Origin of the sequence: Paenibacillus oryziterrae (genome assembly GCF_042610485.1) — a bacterium.
Taxonomy (GTDB): Bacteria; Bacillota; Bacilli; order Paenibacillales; family Paenibacillaceae; genus Paenibacillus_AQ.
On record NZ_JBGJZO010000017.1, the window covers coordinates 58,414 to 84,147 of the forward strand.

Consider the following 25,734-nt stretch of genomic DNA (forward strand, 5'->3'; position numbering starts at 1 on the left):
GCAGCATGCACTTAAGAAGCCCGGGCGGAAGTGCCCGGGCTTCTTAAGTGACCGGATGCTGCCAGTTAAACAAGTTAACCTGTTCCAGCTCCAGTAGCGCGGTTTTCTTGTCGATTCCTCCGGCATACCCGGTCAGGCTTCCGTTGCTGCCGACCACCCGGTGACAAGGGATCACCAGCGAAACCGGGTTGTGTCCTACCGCTCCGCCTACAGCCTGCGCCGACATGGATGACAGTCCTTGCTGCTGGGCAAGCTGCTTAGCGATGGTTCCATAAGTAGTAAGCTCTCCATAGGGAATGTGCAGCAGAATATCCCAAACTGCTTTCTGGAAGGGTGAACCCTTCGGTGCAAGAGGGAAGGTGAGCTGAGGCTCTTTTCCGGCAAAATAATCGGTAATCCAGCCCCGCAGGTCCGCAAATACAGGATAGGAGGAGTCGACGATCCAGTCTGCCGTATGCTGCGGGTAGTATTTCTGCCCGACAAACCAGAAGCCTGTTAAGGCTCCATCCTCACTACTTACTGTCGCAGGTCCGAGCGGGGTATCGATGGTGCTGGTGTAGATCATGGGATTACTCCTTTCTAATCTATTTGGAACACCTTGCTTTTAGCGATGAAGGCAGATGATAATTCATCATACCATAAGGTGTTTAAGAATCTGGCAGGATCAGTTGAAATACGCGGGAAAAGAACATTGGAAATGAAACTGAGTTTGCAGTAATCTGAGAGAGATAATGAAAACGGTCTATTTCTTAATCATTCAAGTAGACGAAAGAGAGGCTTAATTCATGATAAGAGCATCTGAAGACAATCAGTATTATGAACTGACGAGTCCGACCAGCCTGCCGAAGGCATCGGGGTTTCTGTGGAATGAGAAGATGATGATTCATGTGAACTGCCGTGGGTATGCGGTGGCACAGTTTATGCAGCCGGAACCTGCCAAATATTCGTATGCACCGAATCTGGAAGCGAAGACGTTCATGCAGCCGGAACAGCCATATTATGCCCATCACCCCGGCCGCTTTGTATATGTGAAGGATGAAGAGAATGGTGAAGTGTTCTCGGCTCCTTATGAGCCGGTTCGGAGACTTCCAGATCAATACACTTTTGCAGTCGGCAAAAATGATATTGTGTGGAAGATCGAAAATGACGGCATCGGCATCGAAATGAGCTTGAGCCTGCCTAAAGAGGATGCCATGGAGCTCTGGCGGGTGAAGGTGACGAACCTATCGCAGAAGAAGCGGACCTTAAGCATCTATCCTTATTTTACCGTTGGCTATATGTCATGGATGAATCAATCCGGTGAGTACAAGGAAGAGCTGCAAGGTATTGTGTGCTCTGCGGTTACGCCTTATCAGAAATATCAGGATTACGCAAAAATCAAGCTTTTGAAAGACAAAACATTCCTCTTAGCTGATCAGAAGCCTTCTTCATGGGAAGTTAACCAGGAAGCCTTCGAAGGAGAAGGCGGTATTCAATCACCGTCGGCGCTCCGCAGTGAAGTGTTGTCCCAAGGGGAGTCCCGTTACGAATCGCCGGTTGCTGTCTTGCAATATCGTCTGGAGCTGGAGCCTGGTGAAGAGCAAACCTACCGGTTTATATTCGGCCCTGCCAAGACAGAGGAAGAGATCGCCGGAATCCGTCAGAGCTTCTTCCTGGAGTCGAATGCCGGTGGTGAGGATGGTTTTGTTCAGGCGGAGCGGGAATATGCGGAATACATACAGGAAGGCAGAGGGTGCATCGAGATCAAGACCCCGGATGGTGATCTGGATAACTTCGTGAACCACTGGCTGCCGCGGCAGATGTATTACCATGGTCAGACGAATCGCCTAACGACAGATCCCCAGACCCGGAACTATCTGCAGGATAACATGGGTATGAGTTATATTAAGCCGCAGATCGCAAGACAGGCTTTTCTGACAGCGTTAAGCCAGCAAAATGTAAGCGGGGCTATGCCGGACGGCATTATTCTCCATGAAGCGGCTGAACTGAAATATATTAATCAGGTTCCGCATATGGATCATTGCGTGTGGCTGCCGATTTGCCTGAGCACCTATTTGGATGAGACGAATGATTACAGCATCCTGGATGAAGTGGTCCCTTTTGCGGAAGGGCAGGAAACGGGAACTGTATTTGAACATATCAACCGGGCGATGTATTGGCTACAGACGGCGAGAGATGACCGGGGTTTGAACTTTATTGATCAAGGCGACTGGTGTGACCCGATGAATATGGTGGGCTATAAGGGAAAAGGTGTGTCTGGGTGGTTAACGATGGCTTCAGCCTATGCCTTTATGATCTGGGCGGATATCTGTGAGGTCAGCGGGCAACCGGATCTCGGCCAGGAATTGCGCAAATCTGCGGATGAGACGAATGCTGTTATTAACACCTACCTTTGGGATGGAGAGTGGTATGCCCGGGGAATCACGGATGATAATGTGGTATTCGGTATTAGCACCGACCTGGAGGGCCGGATCTTCATTAACCCTCAAGGCTGGGCGCTGCTCTGTGGTGCTGCGGATTCTCTGAAGCAAGAGAAGCTGATCCGGGCAGTTGAGGAGCAACTGGAGACACCGTATGGTGTTGAGAAGCTGGCTCCGGCCTACACAGCAATGCGGGAGGATGTCGGCCGGGTTACGCAGAAGCATCCGGGAACGGCTGAGAATGGTGCGGTCTATAATCATGCGGCTGCTTTTTATATCTATGCGCTGTACGAAGTGGGCGAGCAGGATGATGCGTACCGTTTACTGCGGAAGATGCTTCCTGGACCTGACGCTGAGGATATAAAAAGACGCGGTCAATTGCCTGTGTTTATCCCCAATTACTACCGGGGGGCATACAGACAAATTCCGCATACTGCCGGACGTTCCAGCCACTTGTTCAATACCGGAACTGTTCCGTGGGTGTATCGCTGTCTGATTGATGGCCTGTTCGGCGTAAAAGGGAATAAAGCGGGTATCCATATCAAGCCGCAATTGCCTGCAGAATGGCAGGAGGTCACAGTGAAACGGTTGTTCCGGGGCGCGGAGCTGCAAATCGAGATGAAGCGGGACTCCAGTGTTACGGAAACAGAAGTATATGTTAACGGCAATTATACAGAAGACAGTATCATCAAGGACTTGAATCCGGGTGCAGTGTATAATGTGCTAGTTATAATTCCTTCCCGCAATGCATAAGTATAGAAATTATTCGCATAAATATTCATTTGATTGGTGTTGAAAATTTATTGATAATTTAAACCGAGCGATATTCAGGTAGCGTTTCTGAGTATCACTCGGTTTTCTTTTGTCTCACCAAAATCAGGACTAAGGAATTAAAGGTCTTTTGCACTAATACTTGAAATTATTGTCGAAAAATAGAGTGATTATTTAAAACTTTAGAACTATTTATGTCGAAAATAGCGAGTAAAAGTTGATATTTTTTAAAAAAATCCGACATGCTTTGACAAATATCCCCTTTGCAACTATAATCGCGAGGAAGGGTTAGTGAAGACTGATCTGTAATGTCAAATCATACGGTATTTTATACATATTTAGGGCGTTATTATCGAATCTAAGAGAAGAAGGGGAGCGATTATACTAGCCAATTAATGAGTGTGGAGTGGAGGATATATCTACCCAGGATATTGCTAAAAAAGGGATTTATTGAGAGACCCCCCAACACCTTCGTCAATTTATTGAAGTAATCGAGCATTTCATAAAGATGATCATGCAATCTTTCAGACAACTGAGAAATATGAATTTGGTTGAGGTTTTCGTTATATATTTGATACACCTATTTAACATATATACTAATGCAGCCCTTCTATGAGGGAAGGATATACTGAGATACATACAGGTAAAGCTAATGAGCAAAATTCAAGTGCACATCAATTCGTATAACAAGGGAAAATCTTTTGGAATTCGTTGCGAGAACTTTGTTGCTGATCCCATCAATATAGATCTGCTGATTGAAGATTTGAAAAAAATCGGCTTGATATTCAATATGTAGTCAGCCGGGAAAGAAGTTGAAAATGACAACGGTATTAATAGTAGATGATGCGTCATTTATTAGATCACAACTTAAACAAATGCTTGTACAACATGATTTTGATGTTGTTGGTGAAGCCGAAAATGGATTGGTTGCACTGGAAAAAATCAAGGAATTAAAGCCTGACCTGGTTACGCTTGATATTACGATGCCAGAAATGGACGGACTTGAATGTATCACTGAGATTATGAAAATGAGTCAGAAACCTATTGTAATTATGGTATCTGCTATGGGACAGGAATCTGTTGTGCAAAGCGCAATCATGAAGGGAGCAAAAGGCTTTATTGTTAAACCTTACAATGCAGAAGGAGTAATCAAACAGTTGAATAAGTTCAGAAGATAACTTGAACGAGGAGTGGAAGAGAGAACATGCATCATTTAACCGATGAATCTCTTTTGAACTTTATAAAGAGTTGTGAACCCGAGTTCAATACTTTGGCTGAAATCCATAAAATTCTCATTCAACATAACATACAGTGCAGTATTGAAGAGATCAGACAGAAGATACTTGCATTACACAAGGATGGATATATAGGAAATGAGTCCACCGGAGACGGTGTGAATATGTACTATATCATTTTCAATCCCGAGGATACCATGCACAACCCTGCCTCTTAATAACATTATCATGATGGTAATGGTGATGGATAAGTAATACTTCATAATGTGCATTTATTCACATTGTGCCTAGAACGTGAACCATAGTAGATATTCGGGAGGACATATCATAATGGAGAAGAAACTAGCAACGCCTTCAAGTGAAAGAGCCAAAAAGGGAACAGCAAGCACATCGGTACCCGCGACCGATGAAATGGAAAGAAAGAGAGAGCAGGCAAGAAAGCAGGCTCAGGATAAGGTGAGAGCTAGGACATTAGCCAAGCAGCAGCAGTTGGCGGAGCGTGTGGCTACAGCAACAGAACAACTTGCTTCAGGGATAGAAGAAGCTAGCAGTGCCGCAGAGGAACTTGGTGCAACCATGCAACAAATCGCTACGGGAGCCAGTCAAGCCTCGTCAGCTGCTGAAGAGTCAAGAACTGCCATTAATCAGGTTGATAAAGCATCACTAATAGCGGACAGGAATGCTAGGGAATCACTTGAAAAGGTCGACATTGCGAAGGAACTTATTGAAAATACGACTAGTGATATTGAGTTAATGATCAAAGGAATACAGGATTCCGCCGATACCAATTTGGAATCCGTAAAACTTGTGGGGGAACTGGAGAAGCAGTCCAATGAGGTAGGAGATATAGTACAAGCTGTTGTAAGAATTGCTGACCAGACAAATTTACTTGCATTAAATGCTGCAATTGAAGCAGCTAGAGCGGGTGAGCACGGAAAAGGGTTCGCCGTTGTAGCTGATGAAGTTAGAAACCTTGCGGAAACCTCTGAAAAGTCTGCTAGAAATATAAGAGAGTTAGTAAATGAAATCTTGAATAATGTAAAGGTAGTAGTTGAAGATATTCAAAATGCAGGTGAAGCTGCAAATGAAGAAGTTGATAAAGCAAAGAAAACAACTTCAGACCTAATAAAGATTAATGAAGAAATTGTATTGGTACAAAAAGCTATTTTCGATGTATCCCAGTATGCAGCAGATTCAAATAAGGGAGCGGGAGAATTCCTTGGAATAGCTGAACAGATTGCTGCGGCTGCTGAACAGCAAAGCAGCGCTGCTGAGGAAGTAGAGAGATCCATCCAAATGCAGAATAAAGCTTTTAATGAGTTGAACGCAGGTGCAGGAGACCTTTCCCAAATGGCGGAAGACCTAAAGGTGTCTACCGATGCCCAAAAGTCCTCTGAGTCTGTGGCTGCTGCTTCAGAGGAATTATCGGCAAACGTGGAAGAAGCAAACTCAACAGCATCAGAAATACTAAAGGCCATGCAGCAGATCTCTTCCGGTGCGGAGGCTCAGGCTGAGCTTACTGATAAAGCGGGAGTGCTTGCAGAGAAGCTTGTAGTAGCAGCCACTCAAATGAGTGAAAGAGCAGCTTTCTCTAGTACTAAGACAGAAGAGCTGCAGAAACTATTAGAATCTAATAAAATTGCAATTGATAACATGATTTCGGGGATCTCGTCTTCGGCACAAATCTCCCAAGTGGCAGCAAAAAATATAAAGAGTCTTGAGGAAACCACTAGAAGAATTGACAAAATCGTAGATGCGATTGTGAATGTGACCATACAAACAAACATGTTGGCCGTAAATGGTTCCATTGAAGCGGCTAGAGCAGGAGAGTTCGGAAGAGGGTTCTCTGTAGTAGCTGGAGATATTAGGGCTCTTGCTAATGAATCTGCAGAAAATACGGATAAGATTAAAGATCTTGTACGAGGTATTCAAAACCAAATCCAAAGAGTTTCGGCAGATACAGACTTTTCCAGCAAAGCTTCCTTTGCGGAAGTCGAGAAGTCAAAGAAGACAACTCAGAACTTGGGCATTATAGAAGAAAGCATGATGAAAATACTAAAAGGTGTCAAGGAAGTTCAACAAGGCGCTGAGGAGTCAATGGTTGCCTTGGAACAGGCGAAAAAAGGTGTGGACCAGATTGCTATAGCAGCCCAAGAAGCCAGCAGCGGAGCAGAGCAGGCTTCAGTTGCTGCTAATCAACAATCAAAAGGCATGCAGGAACTTGCAGAAGCTATAGAAGAGATATCAGGACTGGCTGATGAGCTTCAGAATATGTAATAGGAGGGAATAGTTATGGCTTCTGAAATACAGAATGCAAGCTTTGCAGAGTGCCAGCTAGTTACCTTCCTGCTAGGAGATGATGAATTCGGGGCAGATATTATGGATGTGAAGGAAATTATCCGGGTTCCGGAGATCACAAAGGTACCGAATGCTCCAAGCTATGTTGAAGGTGCCTGTAACTTGAGAGGAAATATTCTACCTATTATTGATGGTAGAACCCGATTTAATTTAACTCGAAAAGAAAAGGATGAGAATAGCAGAATTCTTGTCATAGATGTTGACGGCAAGGCGACTGGAGTAGTTGTAGATAAGGTATCTGAGGTAATAAGGGTAAGCACCATGGATATAGAGGAACCACCGCAGATCGTGAAAAATGTGAATGCGGACTATTTAAATGGTGTTGTGAAGCTGGACAACGGAAACAGACTCGTATTGCTCCTAGATTTAGTAAGTGCTTTAAACACCGGGAATAACCGGATAAGCGACAGCAACGATGAGGGCTTACATCATATTAATCCAATGCTCAACAGTTCGAGTGGGGATTCGATAGATGAAGAACAACTGGTTTCATTCCTGCTGGATAAAGAAGAGTATGCCATTGGAATCATGAAGGTTAAAGAAATCATCCGTGTATCTCAAATCGTAAGAATTCCTAGTTGTGAAGATTATATAGATGGTGTAGTGTCTATCCGCAATAACCTGCTGCCCATTATAAACTTGAGAACCTACTTTGGAATGAGCCATCTGGAGATCAACGACCAGACGAGAATACTTGTGGTGGATATGGGTGACTACTCAGCGGGAATAATGGTAGACAAAATTTCGGAGGTTCTGAGAGTACCGGCAAATTCAATTCAGGCTCCGCCTAAATTCTCTACACAAAGTGGAGAACAATTAAAGGGAGTGGCAAAGCTTGATAACGGTAAACGAATGATTCTGATTCTTGAGCCCTCAAAGCTGATTACTGCCGATGAAATTAGTGGACTCAACCTCAACTTTGAAACGCATGGTGTGCAGGATGCCGTTGGAGAGAACTTTGCGGGCAAGCTTCTTGACGAAGAAAAACTAGTGACCTTCAAGATTGACATGGAAGAGTATGGTATTAAGATAGCCAATGTACAGGAAATCAATAGGATGACAGAGGTTACCAAGATACCCAGAGCTCCTCATTACGTTGAAGGTATTGTAAATCTTAGAGGGAATGTAATTCCTGCACTAGATTTAAGAAGGCTCTTTGAACTATCAGATAAGCAGGTGACTGATGCCACCAGAATTATCATTGTTGATTTCAACGGGAAACGAACAGGAATTGTAGTGGATTCGGTTTCGGAGGTTCTCAAGTTCGAGAAGGCAATGATTGAGTTGCCGCCCGCTATATTGAGCAATGGTATTGACAGTGAATATGTCGAAGGTGTTGGAAAACTCGACGGCGGTAAGAGAATGATTCTGATTCTGAATATTAGTAAAGTATTGAGTTTTTTTTGAGGATTTATTAAAAGGGTATTGCCTAGAGTATCAATCAATTTCGACTCTGGGGGATACCCTTTTTATTAATCATTATGATAGGTGGGTCTGCATATGTCTGACAGAATAAAAGTATTGATTGTTGATGATTCAGCCCTAATGAGAAAAGTGCTGAAAGAGATCATTATGACTGACTCCAGTCTTGAAGTGGTGGGGACGGCTAGAGACGGGCAGGAAGCCATTGATAAGGTTCATGACCTGAGGCCCGATGTGGTCACAATGGACATCAATATGCCGGTTATGGACGGCTTAACCTCTATGCAGCATATTCTAAGTTATTACCCAGAGATGCCTATATTAATGGTGAGTTCCCTTACTGCTGAAGGCGCATTGACCACTTTTGAAGCTTTAGAACTGGGAGCCTTTGACTATGTAGGCAAACCATCGGGGACTGTATCGACTAACCTGCATATCGTGGGCAAGGAAATCATTCAAAAAGTTAAACTGGCTTATAAAGGTGTCAACAAAAAAAGTATAAGGGAAAGATCACTAAGGCGAAGTGCTGCGATAACTCAAAAAACAGTACCCCTCTCTAAAAAGCAGGACTCCCCGAGAAACAAAGAGGTGTCAAAAGTAGTGGTAATTGGTGTTTCCACGGGTGGTCCAGGTACTTTGATGGAGGTGCTTCCTATGCTTCCACAGGATCTCAAAGCAGCAGTAATCATTATACAACATATGCCACCTTCCTTTACGACCTCCTTTGCCAAAAGAATGGATAATGCATGCCGAATTCATATCAAGGAGGCGGAAGCCGGTGATGTACTCCAGAACGGACGAGGGTATATTGGGGCAGGAGGATACCACTTGGTGGTGAGGGGGGAAGCAGGTGCACTGCGGCTACCCAGCAGTCCCAAAACCATTTTTATGCCCTCAGTAAATGTGACCATGGAATCTGTGCTGGAGGCTTATGGTGGTGAGAATGTGATTGGGGTTTTGATGACTGGAATGGGGGACGACGGAGCAGACGCCATGGTAAAGATCAGAAATGCCGGCGGTGTTACGATTGCGGAGGATGAGTCTACGGCAGTGGTTTTTGGGATGCCAAGGGAAGCCATAGAAAGAGGCGGTGCTGAATTTGTATTGCCCTCCTATAAGATAGCGAATGCAATCATACGAGCGGTGAGAAAAGGTTAGTGAATGGAGGTTTATGATGAGGCTTAAATATAAGGTTCTGATTGTTAACGATAATGAACAAATGGCAAGTACACTTGAAGGGCTTCTGCGACAGGAGGGTTATACAGTAGAAACTGCCCCTAGTGCTGACAATGCTTTTGGTAAAGTTGAATGCTGTAAGTATCATATAATTTTAATTAATTCAGATTTACCCGATATGGATGGGATTGAGCTATTGAAGAGAATGAAAAAATACGATCCAATGTCACAGATCATCATGATGACGGAACATCCCAATATAGGAGATATATTAAGCTCACTAGAATATGGAGCGAACGATTATCTAAATATGTCTCTTAAGAGTGCTGAGCTTGTCATAGAGGTGGTCAATGATTCTGTACACAATCTAGAAAGATGGCGAGAGACTATCGTACAACTCGTTAAATAATGAACTTGGAATGAGAGAAACACATAGCTCTCGGAGGTGTTCTTAATGGATGCAATGATGCAAGCCTATATGGAAGAAACGGAAGATTTGCTGCAAAGGGCAGAGGAATGCATCATAAGGCTTGAAGTAGATTATTCGACTGTTGATGTTAATGAACTGTTCAGAATGGCGCATACCATTAAAGGTTCTTCCTATATGGTGGGTTATGAAGATATCGGGAAACTGATGCACGAGATTGAAGATATGCTTGACTGCGTAAGGAACGGCTCTATCTTGTTTGATCAAAGTATAGTTTCCCTCTGTTTTAAAGGTTTGGATACCGTGAAAAAAATGCTGCAATACAAAACTGAGCCAGTTACTCAGGAGAGTATGCAGGACCTTCTAGACGCTGCATCCAATATTAGCGAAATGGTGGAGGTCTTGATTAGAACTAATAAAAAGGAAGAAGAAAAGAGTAGCTCTATACAGCCAGAGATGGGGATTATTTCATCCCACTTACATAGAGAATCAAAGGGTGAAAATAAGTACTATATCACGTTCTTCATCGAAGAAGATGCGCCAATGATATCTCCTGTACTAATGATAATTTTAAACAGTGTTGCGGCTATAGGAACACTCGTGTATTCCAGTGTGACTGATCAATATTTTGCTGGTCAAACGGGCGATCATGATCTAAAAACGTTTGATATCATCCTATGCACAGATGTTGATGAAGCGGAGCTGTATTCTTATTTTGCCTTATTTTATGTTGAGAAAATAAATATTGTGGATTTGAGCAGAAGTATTATTGAGGGAAATGATTATAGCTTCAATGATACTGATGATATGCCTTACATTGTTATTTTGAGAACACTGTTGAAGCTGTACGCTTTATTGTTCAACGATTCTAATAGGAAGATAGAAGAGCGATACATTATAGAATCCTTATACAAGGATACTGTAAATGCCATTTCTAAGCTGGAAAATAAAAAAAACAGCATCTTAATCAAAGATTTCAATGAGTTGTATAACCAAGCTCTTACAATATATGACGTACCATCGGGCATTGAAGAAATAAACCGCATGAATAGTCAAACACGGCTGGTAAAGCAAATGGAAAAATTTTATAACCTTACCAAAGGGAAATATATATTCAGCATTTTCAAATCAGGAAATGACAATTTTATTCATAGCCTAACGAATTTTATAGAAATGGTTAATAAGTCATCCATTTCAATCATGTTTATCGATATAAGTAAGCTGGATGTATTACATCATGATGAGATAAAGGATTTAATGGAGATCAAGAAACAGCTAGAAGATCAAGATATAGAAATCAGTATTATTATAAAAGGCCCTGGTGCTAGAAGGCTTCTTAACATTTTTGATTCTATACAACCACTGGGAAAGTTCAAGGTGTTTAGGTCAGAACTTGATGCTATTCTTGGGGTGTTTGAGTCTGAAGGCTCTTTTCGTAGAATAAAGGGAGTGGAGCATGAATAGTAGCATGAACGTATTCGATGAACAAGATATCAAGTCACTTATTCATAGTCTCCTTACAGAAAAAGAAAGATATGAGCAGGAGAAGATCACCCTAAAAATTCAAAGAATAAAAAATGAACGTACTGCTGAACTTGTAGCCGAACTTCTATATTCAGGAGATGCATTTATTCGCAATATTGCCATTGAAATGCTTATAGCACTTGAGGATACTGCATTACCCGTTTTGAAAGATAAACTTTCAGATAAGGATAGAAACATAAGGAAGTTCGCAATGGATGCGTTGAAAAGTATAAAAGGAAGCGCTAGCTGCGAGATTGCCTTAGAGGCTCTTGAAGATCCGGATGAAAATGTTGTAGAGGCAGCCTTGGAAGTCATTGCAGGGCACCACTATACAGAGGCGGAGGACAAACTTCGGGAATTTCTGCATAAAACTAATAGTGTCTGGATCATAAATGCACTTTTAGGAGCGTTTGCAGACCTTGATATCAAAATTTCGGGAGTTATGGAAAGAAAAATACTTTCGCTAGAGGCTACTACCCTTGAAAAAAGCATCTTAATGAACACTTATGTTCGGACTCTAGGCAGCACAGGTTCCTATGACGATATTGAACTGATTCTAAATAAGTATTCCAAGGATATCATGTTTGATGATTCTAACCTCGTCTTCGGATTAAGCGGTTTAATACTAAAGAGTGAAACCTCTAAACTTCCTGTAGAAACTACTCGGGGGATTTCGAGGTTTTTTCAGGAGCGCTGGGATTATCAGGACTCAAGTCAAATATTTGTTTCCATCGCCGCCTTTGTTAAACTTCAGCAGGATTTCTTTCTCCTTGCTATTAAAGAAATATATGATTTTTATAAGGAAGAAGAGTTCTTTATTGAAAGATTTGTTGAACTTGTACAGAGACTAGAGAATATCCCTTTCAGCTTTGTTAATGAAATACTGACTGCTGATGAGCCAGTATTGGTATTGATGGGGCTAAATTTGATATATACCAAAAAAATACCTGGATTTAATAACATCGTGGAGAAATTATGCTATTTCAAAGATACAAACATATCTGAAATGGCAATTTGTATTATCACTGAACTTGATTCATATAAGAATGTCTTACTGCTTGAGAAACTGACGAATTTTAGTGAAGAAAACGAGGTTGCATCCATAGTAAGCACAAATGAAAGAGAGCCGGAGATCCTTGATTATCTTCTTCTGAGACTTGAGCATCCAAGCCGGAAAGTCAGGAAAGCAGCTGCCCAAAAGCTATTTTCGTTTTTTAGTGATGTGGACATAGAATTACTGGAGGCGCTTGTAAAGCGCAATCAAGGAGAGGAAGGGCTAGAAGCCCTTGAAGTTCTTTTCCGTTTAAATGGTGATATTGGATGGAAATATATCGTCTCCAAAATGGATTGTATGGATGAGAATGTTCGAGTGGGACTTGTGGATATTATGGGGTATTCTTCGGATAACGTATTTTACAGTTTTATGAATACGATGCTTAACGACCCGTCGTTAGTAGTAAGGAAAAAGACGATAAAAGCGTTAAACAAAAAAACAGACGATAAAAGTTTGCAATTGCTGAAAAAATTGTATAGGGATGAATCGGATACTTTAAATAAGATGGAGATTGTCTCTAACTTATATAGATTTAATAGTTGTGATGTTATGGAGCTTCTGAAAGAGGCCTCTTGCAGCGAAGATGCTCTCACAAGGATGGCAGCCATTAAAGCATTGAGTTTTATGAATGACGGTAAAGCGATTAGTATATTACAAGGAATGCTGGAAGATCAGATAGAAGAGATCAGGGAAGCTGCTACGGATGCTTTATCTATAAAAGAGGTGGCAGAATGATTCTATCGGATGACCTATTCGACAAGTTTGTGAAATTGATATATAAAAAAACAGGAATATATTATGAATACAATAAAAAGTATTATGTCCAAAAAAGAATTGAGAAGCGTGCACAATTATTGGAAATGGAATCCTTGAATGAGTACCTAATAATGTTGAAATTTTCCACGGACTCTTCTGAATTTTATGAATTAATTAATGACCTCACTATTAACGAAACTTACTTTTTTCGTGATTTTCCTCAACTAAGCAACTTTGCAGAAAATGTACTGCCTATATTCGAAAAAGAAAAACAAGGCAGGAAAAAAATTAAAATATGGTGCGCAGCCTGTTCAACAGGAGAAGAGGCATATACCTTGTCTATCATTCTTCTGGAAATGCTTGATAAACCGGAAGAATGGGATATTCAAATTCTTGCATCTGACATAAACACCGAGGTATTAAAGGCTGCTAGAATCGGACTGTATGAAAGCAGAGCGGTAAAAGATGTGCCTCCTGAATATCTAGAAAAGTATTTTACACGACGCAATGATAAGTGTTTGGTCAATCTCAAGGTGAGAAAGACTGTATCATTTAGACAAATCAACCTGATGGATGAAAATGCGATGAGTAATATCAGCGGTTGTGATTTCATATTTTGTCGAAACTGTTTGATCTATTTCGATGAGGTATCCAGAAAAAGTGTAGTATCCAATTTTTACGAATCCTTGAATCCAGGAGGGTTCATCTTTCTCGGTCATTCCGAATCTGTGGGAAGAGTCACATCAGCTTTCAAGGTTCGAAGAATCGGGGATAGCTTCGTATATTCCAAGCCTCAATAGGAGGAAGAGCGTATGAAACAGAATTCTAAAGTGAAAATATTGATTGTGGATGACTCTGAAATGGTGAGAAACTTTCATAGCTATATTATTAAGATATTTGGATATCACGTGGAGACTGCTGAAAATGGTGCGGTTGCTCTGGAAAAGTTACTTATCGGCGATTACCAACTGTTGTTAACGGATATTAATATGCCGAGAATGGATGGATACGAACTGATCAAAAATATGATTGAACAGGGTATTACGGTTCCTATTATCATAATTTCTACAGAAGATGAATATATAGGAGGCCCTTCCCAATTGGACCCAGATCATTACGTACATCTGGTAAAACCAACGGATCCTGAAAAATTGGTACAAACAATAAAAATTCTTCTTAAAAGCTAAGGGGTGATTATGATGTCCGACAGAATTTATTTGGAGGATATTAATGTAGTAATAATGCTTGTTAATAAGTGGATGAATGGTCTTGAAGGACTTGAAAAAGAGGTACTGAAGCTTGAAATTCACACCGAAGACAATGATTTACTCTATAATATCCTCAAATATATTCACAGTACGAAGAGAGAGTCTTCATTTATAGGACTAGTAGGTATAACAAAATTAAGTTTTGAAATGGAATTTATCCTTGAGGCTATTATGGAACGCAGGATGATTGCCAGCACAGAGCGTATCGACAGTCTACTATTATGTGTGGACTTTTTAAATACATATACCAAAAGACTTCTTGAGAAATTGAGCCCATATCATTTGGGGGATGAAGCAACTGCACAATATTTAGATCTTGACGATGACCTGAAGGAAGAACAGATCCTCGAAAGCTTAAAGTTGGCGCGTGAACAGTATATGGTTGAGAGCAATAATAGCTCCATACATCAAGAAGTAACTTTAAAGGAAGAAGTGACGCTAGATATTCTGCATTCTGAGGAATTTAAGAACGGACTGGCAGAGGGAGTCAAGGAGCAGTTTTTAATTGAAAGTTCAGAGCACATTGAGAGAATTGAGAACGATTTATTAATACGACTGGATAGCAATAATGCTGACAAGGAAGCGATCCATGAAGTATTCAGGTCTGTCCACAGCATTAAAGGAGGGACGGGAATATATCTCGCCACTTTGCCCCCACATAGTCAAGTTCACGCTGAGTTAAAAGCATTTCTCGATGTTGTGCATACCTTTGAAAGTCTATTAGCTTTGCTAAGAGACAAGGAATGTAATTTTGATAATAGTCTCATAGATTTAAGTTTAATCGTAATGGACTATTTAAAGTCCTTTATAAGCTCAAGTGACTCTGAAGAATCTAGTAAACAAACGGTCGATAGCCTACTTGACCAGATTCATCAGCAGATGTTACTTATTCAAGCTTTGCCAACCAACACAGATCATAATCTTACTACACAAGTCCGGCAGCAAGCGGCTAAAGCTGGGGATATAAAACCAAGTAGCGGCGTTATACAAAGTATTCGAGTCAATCAAGATAAAATTGATAATATGATGAATATCATTTCAGAGCTTTTTATTGCCAAAAATTCATTCCTGCACATATCTACAAAGCTGAATATGGAGTATGATCTGCCGGAAATGTCCAAAGAAGTAAAACAGGTAGGCGCTTATATTAATAAAATTTCGGATGAACTTCAGAATGCAATTATGTCTATAAGAATGGTAGAGATTAAAAGTATTTTTCAAAAAATGCCTAGAGTTATAAGAGATATTGCTCAGAGTACAGGTAAAAAGATGGAACTGTCTATGGAGGGGGAGAACACAGAAATCGATAAAACAATCATCGAGCAGATCAGTGATCCTCTAGTACATTTGATACGGAATTCTGCAGACCACGGCATTGAAGATCAAGCAGAGCGTCTAGCCAAACAGAAACCCGAAACTGGTCATATTGTTCTCAGGGCTTATAACAAGAACAAGTATGTTTTTATTGAAATTGAAGATGATGGAAAAGGAATTGACGCCGAGAAGATTAAGAGAAAAGCAATAGAGAAAGGGGTTATTACTGAGGAAGAGGCTCTACATATGACTCAGAACCAGTTGATAAACCTTGTCTTCCTACCAGGCTTCAGTACGGCACAGCAAATTACAGATGTATCGGGTCGTGGGGTCGGAATGGATATTGTCAGAAGTAATATCTCAAAAATAAATGGCAATATAACGATAGAAAGTGAAGTTGACAAAGGTACGAAAATGACAATTCGATTGCCGCTTTCGTTGGCAGTTTCGCGCGGCTTGATTGTGGAGGTATCTGGAGATACCTATATTATTCCACTAGAGTTTTTAGTAGAAACCGTAAAAATAAACAGAAGTAACATTCATAAATTTAACGGAAAGTACTTCACACATTTAAGAGGTGCTGCCATCGGAATGGAATGGCTGTGCAAGCTTTTTCTAACAGGCGAAAGAGATCTGGACAAAGAAGAACTGAATGCTGTTATTCTCTCTAACGGCGTTGAAAATTACGCAATTGTTGTGGATAAGCTCAGAAACGAACAGGAATTTGTAGTGAAAACTTTGGAGGGGCATTTGTCTGCAATTCCCGGGATAGCCGGTTCAACTTTACTTGGAAACGGGCAAGTGGTTTTAATTGTGAATCCTACGGATATCTTAGAGCTTGCAGGGAAATAAGATCATCACCGTATGTAGAAGGAGGATAACCGGTATGATAAATAGGGTTCAGAAGTATGCCGTTCTAAATAATAAGGGAGGAGTGGGCAAAAGTACACTAGCGGTACATATTGCACATGGACTTGCTGCTAAAGGCGAAAAAGTATTGCTGATCGATATGGATGGACAGAATGATGCAAGTCTTTTCCTCGGCTTTACTTCAGAAGACTATAAACGGAGTCTTTATGATCTTTTAGTTAAACATGAAGATCTCTCTCTTAGTGACTGTATTATCAAGGCTAGAGATCATTTGGATTTGCTGCCTTCCAAACATATAGACCGTATAAACGCAGAACTTTACAAGCAATCTAATACCCATTCATTTTTGAAGGATAAGCTGCGTACCTTAGAACAACTTGACTACAATTATGTAGTTGTGGACTGTGGACCTCAGCGCAGCAAAATTAATGATGCAGTTTTGTATTTTGTAGACGGAATTATTGTGCCAGTACAAGTAGAAGCTGCTTCTGTAAGGGCCATAGGGAACATCTATGAGTATCTTTCCGATCTTGGGCTGGACAACCGCATGATTTCACTCGTAGTTCCCAATATGTATGATCAAAGAACCAGTGATGGGAAGGAAAATCTGGAGTTTCTCCAAGAGTTTTTTGCGGACACCGACGTTTTAACGAAACCTATACATCGAAGAGTTAAGATTACAGAAAGTGGTAAAATGGGAAAAACTGTTTATGAATATGATGACGAATCCTCTAAGCAATTTGAGCAAATTGTGGAAAGGATCGTGAGCATACATGGCAGGGAGAAGCGGTAAAAAAGAACAGGGTAATTTTGAAAAGATGAAAAGGGAAATGGCTGTAAAGAAGCAGAAAGCTGAGATGCAACAAAATTCGGAAATATCACAAACAGATACTGTGACTATGGTTTTGAATCCAGAACCAATAGTGAATAGAACACAACAAATTGGACTTGTAGTTTTTAAGGTGGCTGAAGAAGAATTTGCATTCAGGATATCGCATGTAAAAGAAATTATCAGAGTTCCTTCAATGACCAATATTCCTCATGCTGCAAATCACATCATCGGTATGTGTAGTTTGAGGGGTGAGTTACTGCCTGTTATGGATAGTAGACAATTGTTTGGTCTGCCAGCGCAGGAATTAAATGAGAACAGCAGAATAATTGTTGCAGACATTCATGGGAAGATGATTGGATTGGTATCTGATAAGGTATCAGAAGTGATAAATATTGAAGAGACGATGATTAAAGAACCACCCGCTAACATCAGGGGAATAGTTGGAGGCGCATTGAACGGTATTGTGGGTGGTATTGTAATTCTTAATAGAGGTAAAAGAATGGTTATGATTCTCGATGCGGAGAGAATTACAAATGTGGGGAATCATGATCTCACAGTAATGCAACAACATGCAAACTCCAGGGAATTATCCCGTTCAGAAATGCAAAAGCTTGAAGAAGAGCAGTTAGTTATATTTAATATTGGCACAGCAGAGTATGCATTTAATATTAACAATGTAAAAGAAATAATCAGAGTACCTGAATTTTCAAAAGTACCTAATGCGGCAAGCCACATTGAAGGGGTCTTTTCTACAAGAATGCAGCTGTTGGCAGTAATTAACTTAAGAAATCTTCTGGGCATCGACAATAAGGGGCTGGACGATTCTAGCCGTGTTGTAATTATTAATGATGGAAGCCAATCCTATGGGGTGCTGGTTGATAAAGTATTGCATGTCATTGGGGTGCAGAAGAAATTTTTTGAAGCGGACAACCTGATCGCCCGCTTATCCCATACAGATTTTATCAAAGGGATGTATACTCTTGATAATGGTAAACGGATAGTTATGATGCTGGAGCCTAGTCGACTGGTACGTCCGGAGGAAGTGAAAGCGAGTTCGGATGCGTATCATAAATATGATCCATTGCTGAATCCAGATGAAGCAGATCATAACCTAGAGCATGTTGTGATATTTAGACTGGGTAAGGAAGAATACGCAATAGAAACCCAAAACGTTCAAGAAATCAGAGTCATTAACGAATGGACCCACTTTCCTGGAGCTCCGGTTTTTATTTCGGGAATGGTAGATTTGCGTGGAGAAACAATACCGTTATTGAATCTCCGGCAATTATTTGCGGTTCAAGGCTCCGCTACTCATTCATCCAAGCTTTTAGTTGTGGAATTCAAAAACAAAAGAGTGGGTATTCTTATAGATTCAGTCTCGGAGGTCTTAAAGTTCCCGAAGACCAATCTTGAAGAAGCCCCAGCAGTATTTAAAGAAATGGCTCTGAATAACCATATAGACAAGATAGCAAACTTAAGTGAGGGTACCCGAATAGTATTGCTATTAAATCTTGCATCGGTACTAAGTTTTATGTGAAGTCCTAATTTCAATGTTAAAGTAACCGCTGCTTGTATTGCTGGGAAGGGCTCGCCCATCCCGACAAAAAAACAGAGGGGTCGTCCAGTAGCCATTTCATGGCTTTTGGGACTGCCCCTCTCTTTTTTGTGCATCTCCAGTTTATTTTAAGAAGAGAGATTTGACAGTTGTGGATCACAGCGGTTTGACATTGACGGTTCAGCGACTTACTCTAAACGAGTGAACTAACTTATTTCCATTGCAAAGGAAGTCTGAACATAATGAACGATATAATCAAAAGCGAAGTGGAAGCCACGCTTCGGACCTTCGTAGGTGAGGAGATTTATATTCACAGCGAGGCGACTTCATATTTGTTCGTCCGCAATTTCAAGGTGAAGGTAAGTGATGCTTTTATTGCCGGGGATGGTCCTTATCGGGTGGCCCTGCGCTTTGACGGTCATGGCTGGCTGCGGATTGAGGCGCTGACTCATTATGAAGTAGATGGTAACGCCCGTCTGCTGCTAGCAGGTTATGATGATAAGGGACGAATGGATGTCGCCCTGCACTTAGGAAAGGAGCCTTTTCCAGAATGAACGAATTACATACACCGCGAAAAATATTGGCTGTTCTAGCACATCCCGATGATGAAACCTTCATCTGCGGAGGCACACTTGCCAAATATGCCAGCCAGGGAGCCGACATTACGCTGGTAAGCGCTACTAGAGGTGAAATGGGACGCCGCATGGGCAACCCGCATTACCTGAACCGGGAGTCCATTCCGGCAGCCCGGGAAATCGAATTACGCCGTGCCTGTGACAGTTTGGGCATCCGGAGACTGATCTTTTTTGATATCCGTGACAAGACAGTGGAATTTATCGACGAGGAGCTACTAATCGGCAGAATCTCGGATCTTATTGACGAAGAGGATCCCGATGTGATCCTTACGTTCCACGAGAAGCTTGGCGGACATCCTGATCACTGCGCGATCGGCAAAGTGACGACGGCTGCTGTTATGCGTTCGGGACACAGGGGAGCTTTATATTTCATATCCTATGGTGATGCGATGAAGCAGCCGGGGAGATACGGCTATACCCGTGCGGATATTACCAGAATTAATGTACAGAACCATCTGCAGGCGAAGCTTGCAGCGTTCCGGGACCACCGTTGCCAGTCTGAATTCGATGAGTGGGTATGGGAGGAAGATACCAAGGCACTTTCGAGGTTCGGGCCCTATGAATATTTTATTAAAGGCAATTCAGCGGCGATGTCGCAGCAGTCAGATGACTTGTTCATCGCAACTTCGGTCCTGTGACGGGTGAACTGTAATCGAAATATTCTCTAATTAAGATCTAAGCAAAGAACCTTGCATACAAGGTTCTTTTTTGTCTGGAGCAGCGATGCAAATTTTGTCGGAAACAAGGAGAAAAGCGCGGATTAAGCGAATTAATAAGAGAGAAGCCAACGAAGGGAATTATACGGTTTGAAGACTACAATAAAGGCTGTTGTTTCAATCATCCTGCCATTTGTTTTACTTGTATTAACCTATTTATTTTTCACAAAGACAGGCACTATGTCCAAACCGCAATTAGATATCATTTCATTATCTCCGTATGCCGTATTTCTTATTGGTGGGGCACTTTCGTGGAAGTTTAACCGCAGCAGGGAATTGTTCATCCTGCTAATTCTTGCGGTCTGTCTGTTTGTACTAACTCACCTGCCGGCCTCAGCCGTCAGACCTGCGCAGCATGCTGATATTTATACGCTCATTTGTGTGCTCATTCCCTTGAACATTGCGGTATTCTCCTTCTTTAAAGAACGGGGCATCTTTAGTTTATGGGGAATTCTTCGTATTGCTTTCATTATGTCGCAGTTTATGTTTCTCTGGTGGGTCATACAGCCGGGCTCAAGAGAGCTTCTTGTCTTTATTCATCAGGATATACTCCCTCTGAAGCTGGATTCACTGACTTCCATGTCCCAGATGTCTATCCTCCTTTTTGTAATTACATTGCTGATTCTTGGCGTTAAACAGTTTATGACCAGAGCGTCGCAGGATATTTCTTTTATAGCGGTGCTGGTTGCCCTGTTTTATGTGCTGAATGACCATAGTAATCCTATCGTGTATCCGATATTTTTTGCAGCTTCGGGCATTATTCTGGTGACTTCGATTATTCAGGATTCGTATTCCATGGCTTTCTCCGATGAGCTGACAGGTCTGCCGTCAAGGCGGGCGCTTAAACAGGATATGATGAAGCTTGGCATGAACTATACGATTGCGATGCTCGATATCGATTTCTTTAAGAAATTTAATGATAAGTATGGTCATGATACCGGTGATGATGTGCTTAAACTTGTGGCTTCAACGATCAGGGATGTGACAGGCGGCGGGAAGGCTTTCCGTTATGGCGGTGAGGAATTCACCATTCTATTCCCGGGCAAAAGCATAAGCGATGCCATTCCGCATCTGGAGGAGCTTAGAGAGAAGGTGTCCAAACGCGGATTCACCTTGCGTGGCAAGGGAAGGTCCTCCAGCAGCTCCAAAAGCAGATCCCAAGGCTCCTCGCCTGGCAAGACAATTTATATAACCATAAGCATCGGCGTTTCACAAAAAAACGAGAAAAACAAAACCCCGGACACCGTGATGAAATCAGCAGATGCTGCTCTTTACCGGGCTAAGAAAAAAGGCAGAAACTGCGTTAGTAAATAAACATACGTCATTTAAAGTTGTCAGCATCATGAATGAGAAGAAGGTGATAGTAGAATGAGACTCCTTACAAAAAGAACAGCAGGTACTTGGTTTACCTTAATAGTACTTGTGCTGCTGTACTTCAGCAGCTATTACAGTTATCTGCTTTTCCATACCACTGCAGAAATATTCAGCATTTGTATCGCTGCAACGGTATTTTTAATCTCTTGGAATTCGAGCCACTATATCAAAAATAACTATTTATTGCTTGTGGGCATTGCCTATCTGTTCATTGGGTTTATGGACCTGTTTCATACGATGTCATATAAAGGCATGGGGATTTTCACCGATTATGATTATTATGCCAATCAAATGTGGATCGCTGCCCGTTTTTTTGAAAGTGTTGTTCTTCTGCTCTCATTTATATTTGTGAAATCTAAAAGAGAACTCAATCCGAACGTCATTTTTAGCGTATACACGCTCATTACAGCTCTATTGATGCTGTCCATATACGTTTGGAAAGTATTCCCTGTATGTTTTATTGAGGGGCAGGGGCTTACTCCGTTTAAAAAGTACAGCGAATATATTATTTGTACGATATTGCTTGCCTCTATCGTGATGCTCCATATCAATAAAGATGCGTTTGAGGGCAAAATATATAAAGTGCTGACCGTATCCATGATTTTTACGATTATATCAGAGCTTGCTTTCACCATATATATTGATAATTACGGATTATCCAATCTGGTCGGACACTACTTTAAAATCTTTTCCTTCTTCCTGATCTATAAGGTCATCATCGTTAAAGCCATACAGGAGCCTTATGATATCATCTTCCGGGAAATGAAGCTCTCCGAGCAGAAGCTGTCTGAACAGAACAGTGTCCTGAAGGATCTGGCGACCGTAGACGGGCTGACCGGGCTGTATAATCACAGGCATATCTATGATACGCTCGAGCAAATGGCTGCGGGGCGAAATGTGCAGAAGGACTGCTTCACCGTGCTGATCCTCGACATTGATCATTTCAAGAATATTAACGATAGTTATGGACATTTGACTGGCGATAAGATTCTGAAGCAGCTGTCCACTATTCTTAAAGAGAACACACGGAAGTTGGATGTGGTTGGGCGTTATGGGGGCGAGGAATTTCTGATTATGCTTGAGAACACCTCCATAGAGGAAGGTTTTACGGTAGCAGAATATATAAGACAAATTGTCGAGTCAACGGAATTTGTTCAGGGCATCAGGCTAACGCTAAGCATAGGAATTGAAGAGTACAAGGGTGAGAAGATCAGCGAGCTGCTGGAAAAGGCAGATCATAAGCTGTATGCTGCTAAGCACGGAGGAAGAAACCAAACGACGATGTAAAAAAATTGAGGAGAGATGTTTATGCAGAAAATCGTAATTAACCTGTGGTTCGATACGGAAGCGGGAGAAGCTGCGGAGTTCTATACCTCTATTTTCAAAAATTCAAGAATTGTGAATACTTCGTATTATGGTGAAGGCGGGCGGCGGCCTGCAGGCATGGTAATGACAGTTACGTTCGAGCTGAATGGGATAACATTCACGGCACTCAATGGCGGACCGGAATTCAAGTTCTCCGAAGCGGTATCCATATTGATCAATTGTGAGGGGCAGGAGGAAGTGGACGAGCTGTGGGAGAAGCTGACGGAAGGCGGCAAACCGGGTCCATGCGGCTGGCTGAAGGATAAATACGGCTTCTCCTGGCAGATTGTCCCTACGGAACTCGGGAAGCTCATGAGTGATCCTGATCGTGCCAAAGCGTCAAGGGTCATGCAGGCAATGCTCAAGATGGGCAAGATTGATATTGCGGGTTTAAGAGAAGCGTACGAAGGTAACTGATTGACGGTATGTCAGTGACGGTGACTTGACGGACATTCAAACAAGTGTTAATTTTATCCTAACAAAAAGGCAATGAAACCTTTGGGTTCAACCTCGTATTCACGTGGTTGGGCCCTTTTTGCATTTTATTTTATCCGGGGAGGTTTAAGAATGGAAAGAACACAATTGCTGATGCACAGACTGGATGACATCGGCAGGACGCTGGAGGTGAAAGGCGGTGCGCTCGCGCTGCTGGGGCTCGGGTCGGTGGGAATAGAGACGGGACGGCTGGATGAATATTCTGACCTGGATTTCTTTGTAATTGTAGCGCCAGGTTATACACAGCGGTTTATTGAACAACTGGACTGGCTGGAGGACACGTACCCGCTGGCTTATCATTTCCGGAACAGTGATCTCGGGCATAAGATTCTATTCGAGGATGGGATTTACGGGGAGTTCGCGGTATTCGAAGAAGCAGAGCTTGCAGTCTCTGACTATTCGGAAGGGCGAATCGTATGGATGGCTCCCGGATACTTCAACCGGACAATCACCAAACCGTTGAAGGTTTTCCCCCGGATACGCGCGGAATCAGTGGAGTTCTCCCTGAATGAAGCGTTGACCAATCAGTATGTGGGGCTGTGCCGATACGCCAGAGGCGAGAAGCTGTCGGCCCTGAAATTCATCGAACGTTATGCGGTGGACAGCATCATCTCTGTGCTACACCTTTTGGAGGAAGAGGTGAACTATTATCCCGATATTTACGGGAATGAAAGAAGATTCGAGAAGAGATTCCCGGATTTCGCCGCAAGGCTTGGCACCATGCTGCAGGGATACAACAGGGTGCCGCAATCCGCGGTTTCCATTCTGGGGTACCTTGAGGAGATGTATCCGGTTAATCCCCGGTTAAGTGCAGAAATTCGCAGATTGGCTATGCATTGCGGGTTATCATAGGTTCTTCTCTGCCGGAGGGGAGTACCGTTCTAACCTTTTTGCTTCTTTCCATACACCGTAATCACAATAACGGCGGTAATGATCAGTACGGCGGAGATCAGGGAGTTCGCAGGGAGCTGCTCACCAGCGATGAACCAGCCGAGGGCTACCGCCACCATCGGATTTACGAAAGCATAGGTGGATACCCAGGTGGGGTCGGCATTTTTGAGTAGCCAAATATAGGCAGTATACCCTACGATAGCGCCAAACAACACGAGATAGCCAAAGGCAAGATAACTGCGCAGCGAAATATCGGACAGATGCAGCGCGGACCAGTCTTCAAGGAACAGAGACAGTACGATGAGCAGAATTCCTCCAACAATCATCTGCAGGGCTGTGGACAGCAGCGGTGAATCCGGGAGCTTGGCCGTGCGGGAATATAGAGACCCGATAGACCAGGATATGGAAGCGAACAACAGGGCCAGTATGCCCACAACATCCATGCCTTGATCTGAGCTTCCGCCTGAATGCAGCACCAGAACGGCAATGCCCAGAAACCCTGACACTACTCCTAAGATAACCCCGGTATTGGGTTTCTTCCGGCTGCCGCCCAGCCAATTAAACATAATAATCCATAAGGGAACCGTAGCAACCAGCAGTGAAGCGATCGCTGAGGGTACTCTTTGTTCCGCCCAAGCAACTACTCCATTACCTCCAAGCAGCAGTAATGCACCCACGATTCCGGCACCCCTCCATTCCAAGCGGCTTGGACGGGGGTCACCCTTTATCCGGGCAACGAAATACAGGATTGTGCCGGCCATAAGGAACCGGACTCCCGCCATGATAAATGGGGGAATGGTCTCAATAGCCACCTTCATGCCAAGGTACGTACCTCCCCAGAAGATATAAAGGGATATAAGCGCGATTAGGGTAACGGCAAGCTTCGAGCCTGTCGCCGCAGGTTTTGTTGCCGCAATGCTCACGGACTTCATACGGTATCTCCTTTGCTGGTATTCAGCTCATTGATTCCGTTCTCGTAAATGGTGGATAACACAAATGTGGTTGAGGTTTCCTGAATCTCAGGTATTTTCACAAGTTCATCAATGAAATGGGTTAGCTCCTCCGGTGAGGGCGCCCGCAGCTTCAGTAACACATGCTTGCTGATCTCTTCATGCGATAACCTGCCGTCCTCTTCCAGCAGCTGAATAATCTTGAGATCGATATCGTCCATGTTCCACCTCCTGAGGAGATCATATCATATATGCCTAAAATACGGACTATTAGTAAGACTAAGGATTAAGATTCGAACGAATAGAAGATATTAGCGGCATAAACA

General features: G+C 42.5%; 23 protein-coding genes. 20 read left to right on the forward strand and 3 right to left on the reverse strand.

Annotation, left to right across the window (positions count from 1 at the left end):
- Nucleotides 1–43: 43 nt before the first annotated feature.
- The gene (locus tag ACAN55_RS16970; RefSeq protein ID WP_379135294.1) at nucleotides 44–565 is read right to left on the reverse strand and encodes a methylated-DNA--[protein]-cysteine S-methyltransferase; all 522 of its coding nucleotides are present in this window, start codon (nucleotides 563–565) and stop codon (nucleotides 44–46) included.
- A 220-nt stretch (nucleotides 566–785) separates the two neighbouring features.
- Here ACAN55_RS16970 and ACAN55_RS16975 point away from each other — a divergent pair, with 220 nt between their 5' ends.
- The 20 genes from ACAN55_RS16975 to ACAN55_RS17070 all read left to right on the forward strand — a co-directional run bounded on the left by ACAN55_RS16975 (nucleotide 786) and on the right by ACAN55_RS17070 (nucleotide 24,419).
- The gene (locus tag ACAN55_RS16975; RefSeq protein ID WP_379135297.1) at nucleotides 786–3,173 is read left to right on the forward strand and encodes a GH36-type glycosyl hydrolase domain-containing protein; all 2,388 of its coding nucleotides are present in this window, start codon (nucleotides 786–788) and stop codon (nucleotides 3,171–3,173) included.
- A gap of 670 nt (nucleotides 3,174–3,843) precedes the next feature.
- Entirely contained in the window at nucleotides 3,844–3,987 is a 144-nt protein-coding gene (locus ACAN55_RS16980) for a hypothetical protein (protein WP_379135300.1), read from the forward strand.
- 22 nt (nucleotides 3,988–4,009) lie between these two features.
- A complete protein-coding gene (locus ACAN55_RS16985) occupies nucleotides 4,010–4,369 on the forward strand; it encodes a response regulator (protein WP_379135303.1) in 360 nt (119 codons plus the stop codon).
- A gap of 387 nt (nucleotides 4,370–4,756) precedes the next feature.
- Nucleotides 4,757–6,703, forward strand: coding sequence for a methyl-accepting chemotaxis protein (locus ACAN55_RS16990; RefSeq protein ID WP_379135305.1), 1,947 nt, complete (start codon nucleotides 4,757–4,759; stop codon nucleotides 6,701–6,703).
- A gap of 15 nt (nucleotides 6,704–6,718) precedes the next feature.
- Nucleotides 6,719–8,191, forward strand: a complete 1,473-nt coding sequence (locus ACAN55_RS16995; protein WP_379135307.1) for a chemotaxis protein CheW — start codon at nucleotides 6,719–6,721, stop codon at nucleotides 8,189–8,191.
- A gap of 93 nt (nucleotides 8,192–8,284) precedes the next feature.
- Entirely contained in the window at nucleotides 8,285–9,364 is a 1,080-nt protein-coding gene (locus ACAN55_RS17000; RefSeq protein WP_379135309.1) for a protein-glutamate methylesterase/protein-glutamine glutaminase, read from the forward strand.
- Between the two features lie 16 nt (nucleotides 9,365–9,380).
- Nucleotides 9,381–9,791 (forward strand): response regulator, encoded by a 411-nt coding sequence (locus tag ACAN55_RS17005; protein WP_379135311.1) that lies wholly within the window; start codon nucleotides 9,381–9,383, stop codon nucleotides 9,789–9,791.
- A gap of 45 nt (nucleotides 9,792–9,836) precedes the next feature.
- Nucleotides 9,837–11,273: an Hpt domain-containing protein gene (locus ACAN55_RS17010; RefSeq protein ID WP_379135313.1), complete on the forward strand. Its 1,437-nt coding sequence runs from the start codon at nucleotides 9,837–9,839 to the stop codon at nucleotides 11,271–11,273.
- A complete protein-coding gene (locus ACAN55_RS17015) occupies nucleotides 11,266–13,122 on the forward strand; it encodes a HEAT repeat domain-containing protein (protein WP_379135316.1) in 1,857 nt (618 codons plus the stop codon). Before ACAN55_RS17010 ends, ACAN55_RS17015 begins: the two co-directional genes overlap by 8 nt.
- A complete protein-coding gene (locus ACAN55_RS17020; RefSeq protein ID WP_379135319.1) occupies nucleotides 13,119–13,943 on the forward strand; it encodes a CheR family methyltransferase in 825 nt (274 codons plus the stop codon). Before ACAN55_RS17015 ends, ACAN55_RS17020 begins: the two co-directional genes overlap by 4 nt.
- Nucleotides 13,944–13,955: 12 nt before the next feature.
- The gene (locus ACAN55_RS17025; protein ID WP_379135322.1) at nucleotides 13,956–14,330 is read left to right on the forward strand and encodes a response regulator; all 375 of its coding nucleotides are present in this window, start codon (nucleotides 13,956–13,958) and stop codon (nucleotides 14,328–14,330) included.
- A gap of 12 nt (nucleotides 14,331–14,342) precedes the next feature.
- Entirely contained in the window at nucleotides 14,343–16,577 is a 2,235-nt protein-coding gene (locus tag ACAN55_RS17030) for a chemotaxis protein CheA (RefSeq protein ID WP_379135325.1), read from the forward strand.
- Between the two features lie 34 nt (nucleotides 16,578–16,611).
- A complete protein-coding gene (locus ACAN55_RS17035) occupies nucleotides 16,612–17,388 on the forward strand; it encodes a ParA family protein (protein ID WP_379135328.1) in 777 nt (258 codons plus the stop codon).
- On the forward strand, nucleotides 17,369–18,964 hold the full coding sequence (locus ACAN55_RS17040) for a chemotaxis protein CheW (RefSeq protein ID WP_379135330.1): 1,596 nt from the start codon (nucleotides 17,369–17,371) through the stop codon (nucleotides 18,962–18,964). The genes ACAN55_RS17035 and ACAN55_RS17040 overlap by 20 nt, the downstream gene beginning before the upstream one ends.
- Before the next feature lie 260 nt (nucleotides 18,965–19,224).
- On the forward strand, nucleotides 19,225–19,536 hold the full coding sequence (locus ACAN55_RS17045; RefSeq protein ID WP_379135332.1) for a DUF1806 family protein: 312 nt from the start codon (nucleotides 19,225–19,227) through the stop codon (nucleotides 19,534–19,536).
- Nucleotides 19,533–20,255, forward strand: a complete 723-nt coding sequence (locus ACAN55_RS17050) for a PIG-L family deacetylase (protein ID WP_379135335.1) — start codon at nucleotides 19,533–19,535, stop codon at nucleotides 20,253–20,255. The genes ACAN55_RS17045 and ACAN55_RS17050 overlap by 4 nt, the downstream gene beginning before the upstream one ends.
- Before the next feature lie 168 nt (nucleotides 20,256–20,423).
- Nucleotides 20,424–21,647: a GGDEF domain-containing protein gene (locus ACAN55_RS17055; protein WP_379135338.1), complete on the forward strand. Its 1,224-nt coding sequence runs from the start codon at nucleotides 20,424–20,426 to the stop codon at nucleotides 21,645–21,647.
- Between the two features lie 54 nt (nucleotides 21,648–21,701).
- Nucleotides 21,702–22,994 carry a sensor domain-containing diguanylate cyclase gene (locus ACAN55_RS17060; protein WP_379135340.1) on the forward strand — a complete coding sequence of 431 codons (1,293 nt, stop codon included), beginning with the start codon at nucleotides 21,702–21,704 and terminating at the stop codon, nucleotides 22,992–22,994.
- A gap of 21 nt (nucleotides 22,995–23,015) precedes the next feature.
- Complete coding sequence (locus ACAN55_RS17065) at nucleotides 23,016–23,489, forward strand: VOC family protein (protein WP_379135343.1); 474 nt, start codon at nucleotides 23,016–23,018, stop codon at nucleotides 23,487–23,489.
- 150 nt (nucleotides 23,490–23,639) lie between these two features.
- Nucleotides 23,640–24,419 carry a hypothetical protein gene (locus ACAN55_RS17070; protein ID WP_379135346.1) on the forward strand — a complete coding sequence of 260 codons (780 nt, stop codon included), beginning with the start codon at nucleotides 23,640–23,642 and terminating at the stop codon, nucleotides 24,417–24,419.
- Between the two features lie 29 nt (nucleotides 24,420–24,448).
- Here ACAN55_RS17070 and ACAN55_RS17075 read toward each other — a convergent pair whose 3' ends face one another.
- Nucleotides 24,449–25,390, reverse strand: coding sequence for an EamA family transporter (locus tag ACAN55_RS17075; protein ID WP_379135349.1), 942 nt, complete (start codon nucleotides 25,388–25,390; stop codon nucleotides 24,449–24,451).
- Entirely contained in the window at nucleotides 25,387–25,629 is a 243-nt protein-coding gene (locus ACAN55_RS17080) for an AsnC family transcriptional regulator (RefSeq protein WP_379135352.1), read from the reverse strand. Before ACAN55_RS17080 ends, ACAN55_RS17075 begins: the two co-directional genes overlap by 4 nt.
- Nucleotides 25,630–25,734: the final 105 nt, after the last annotated feature.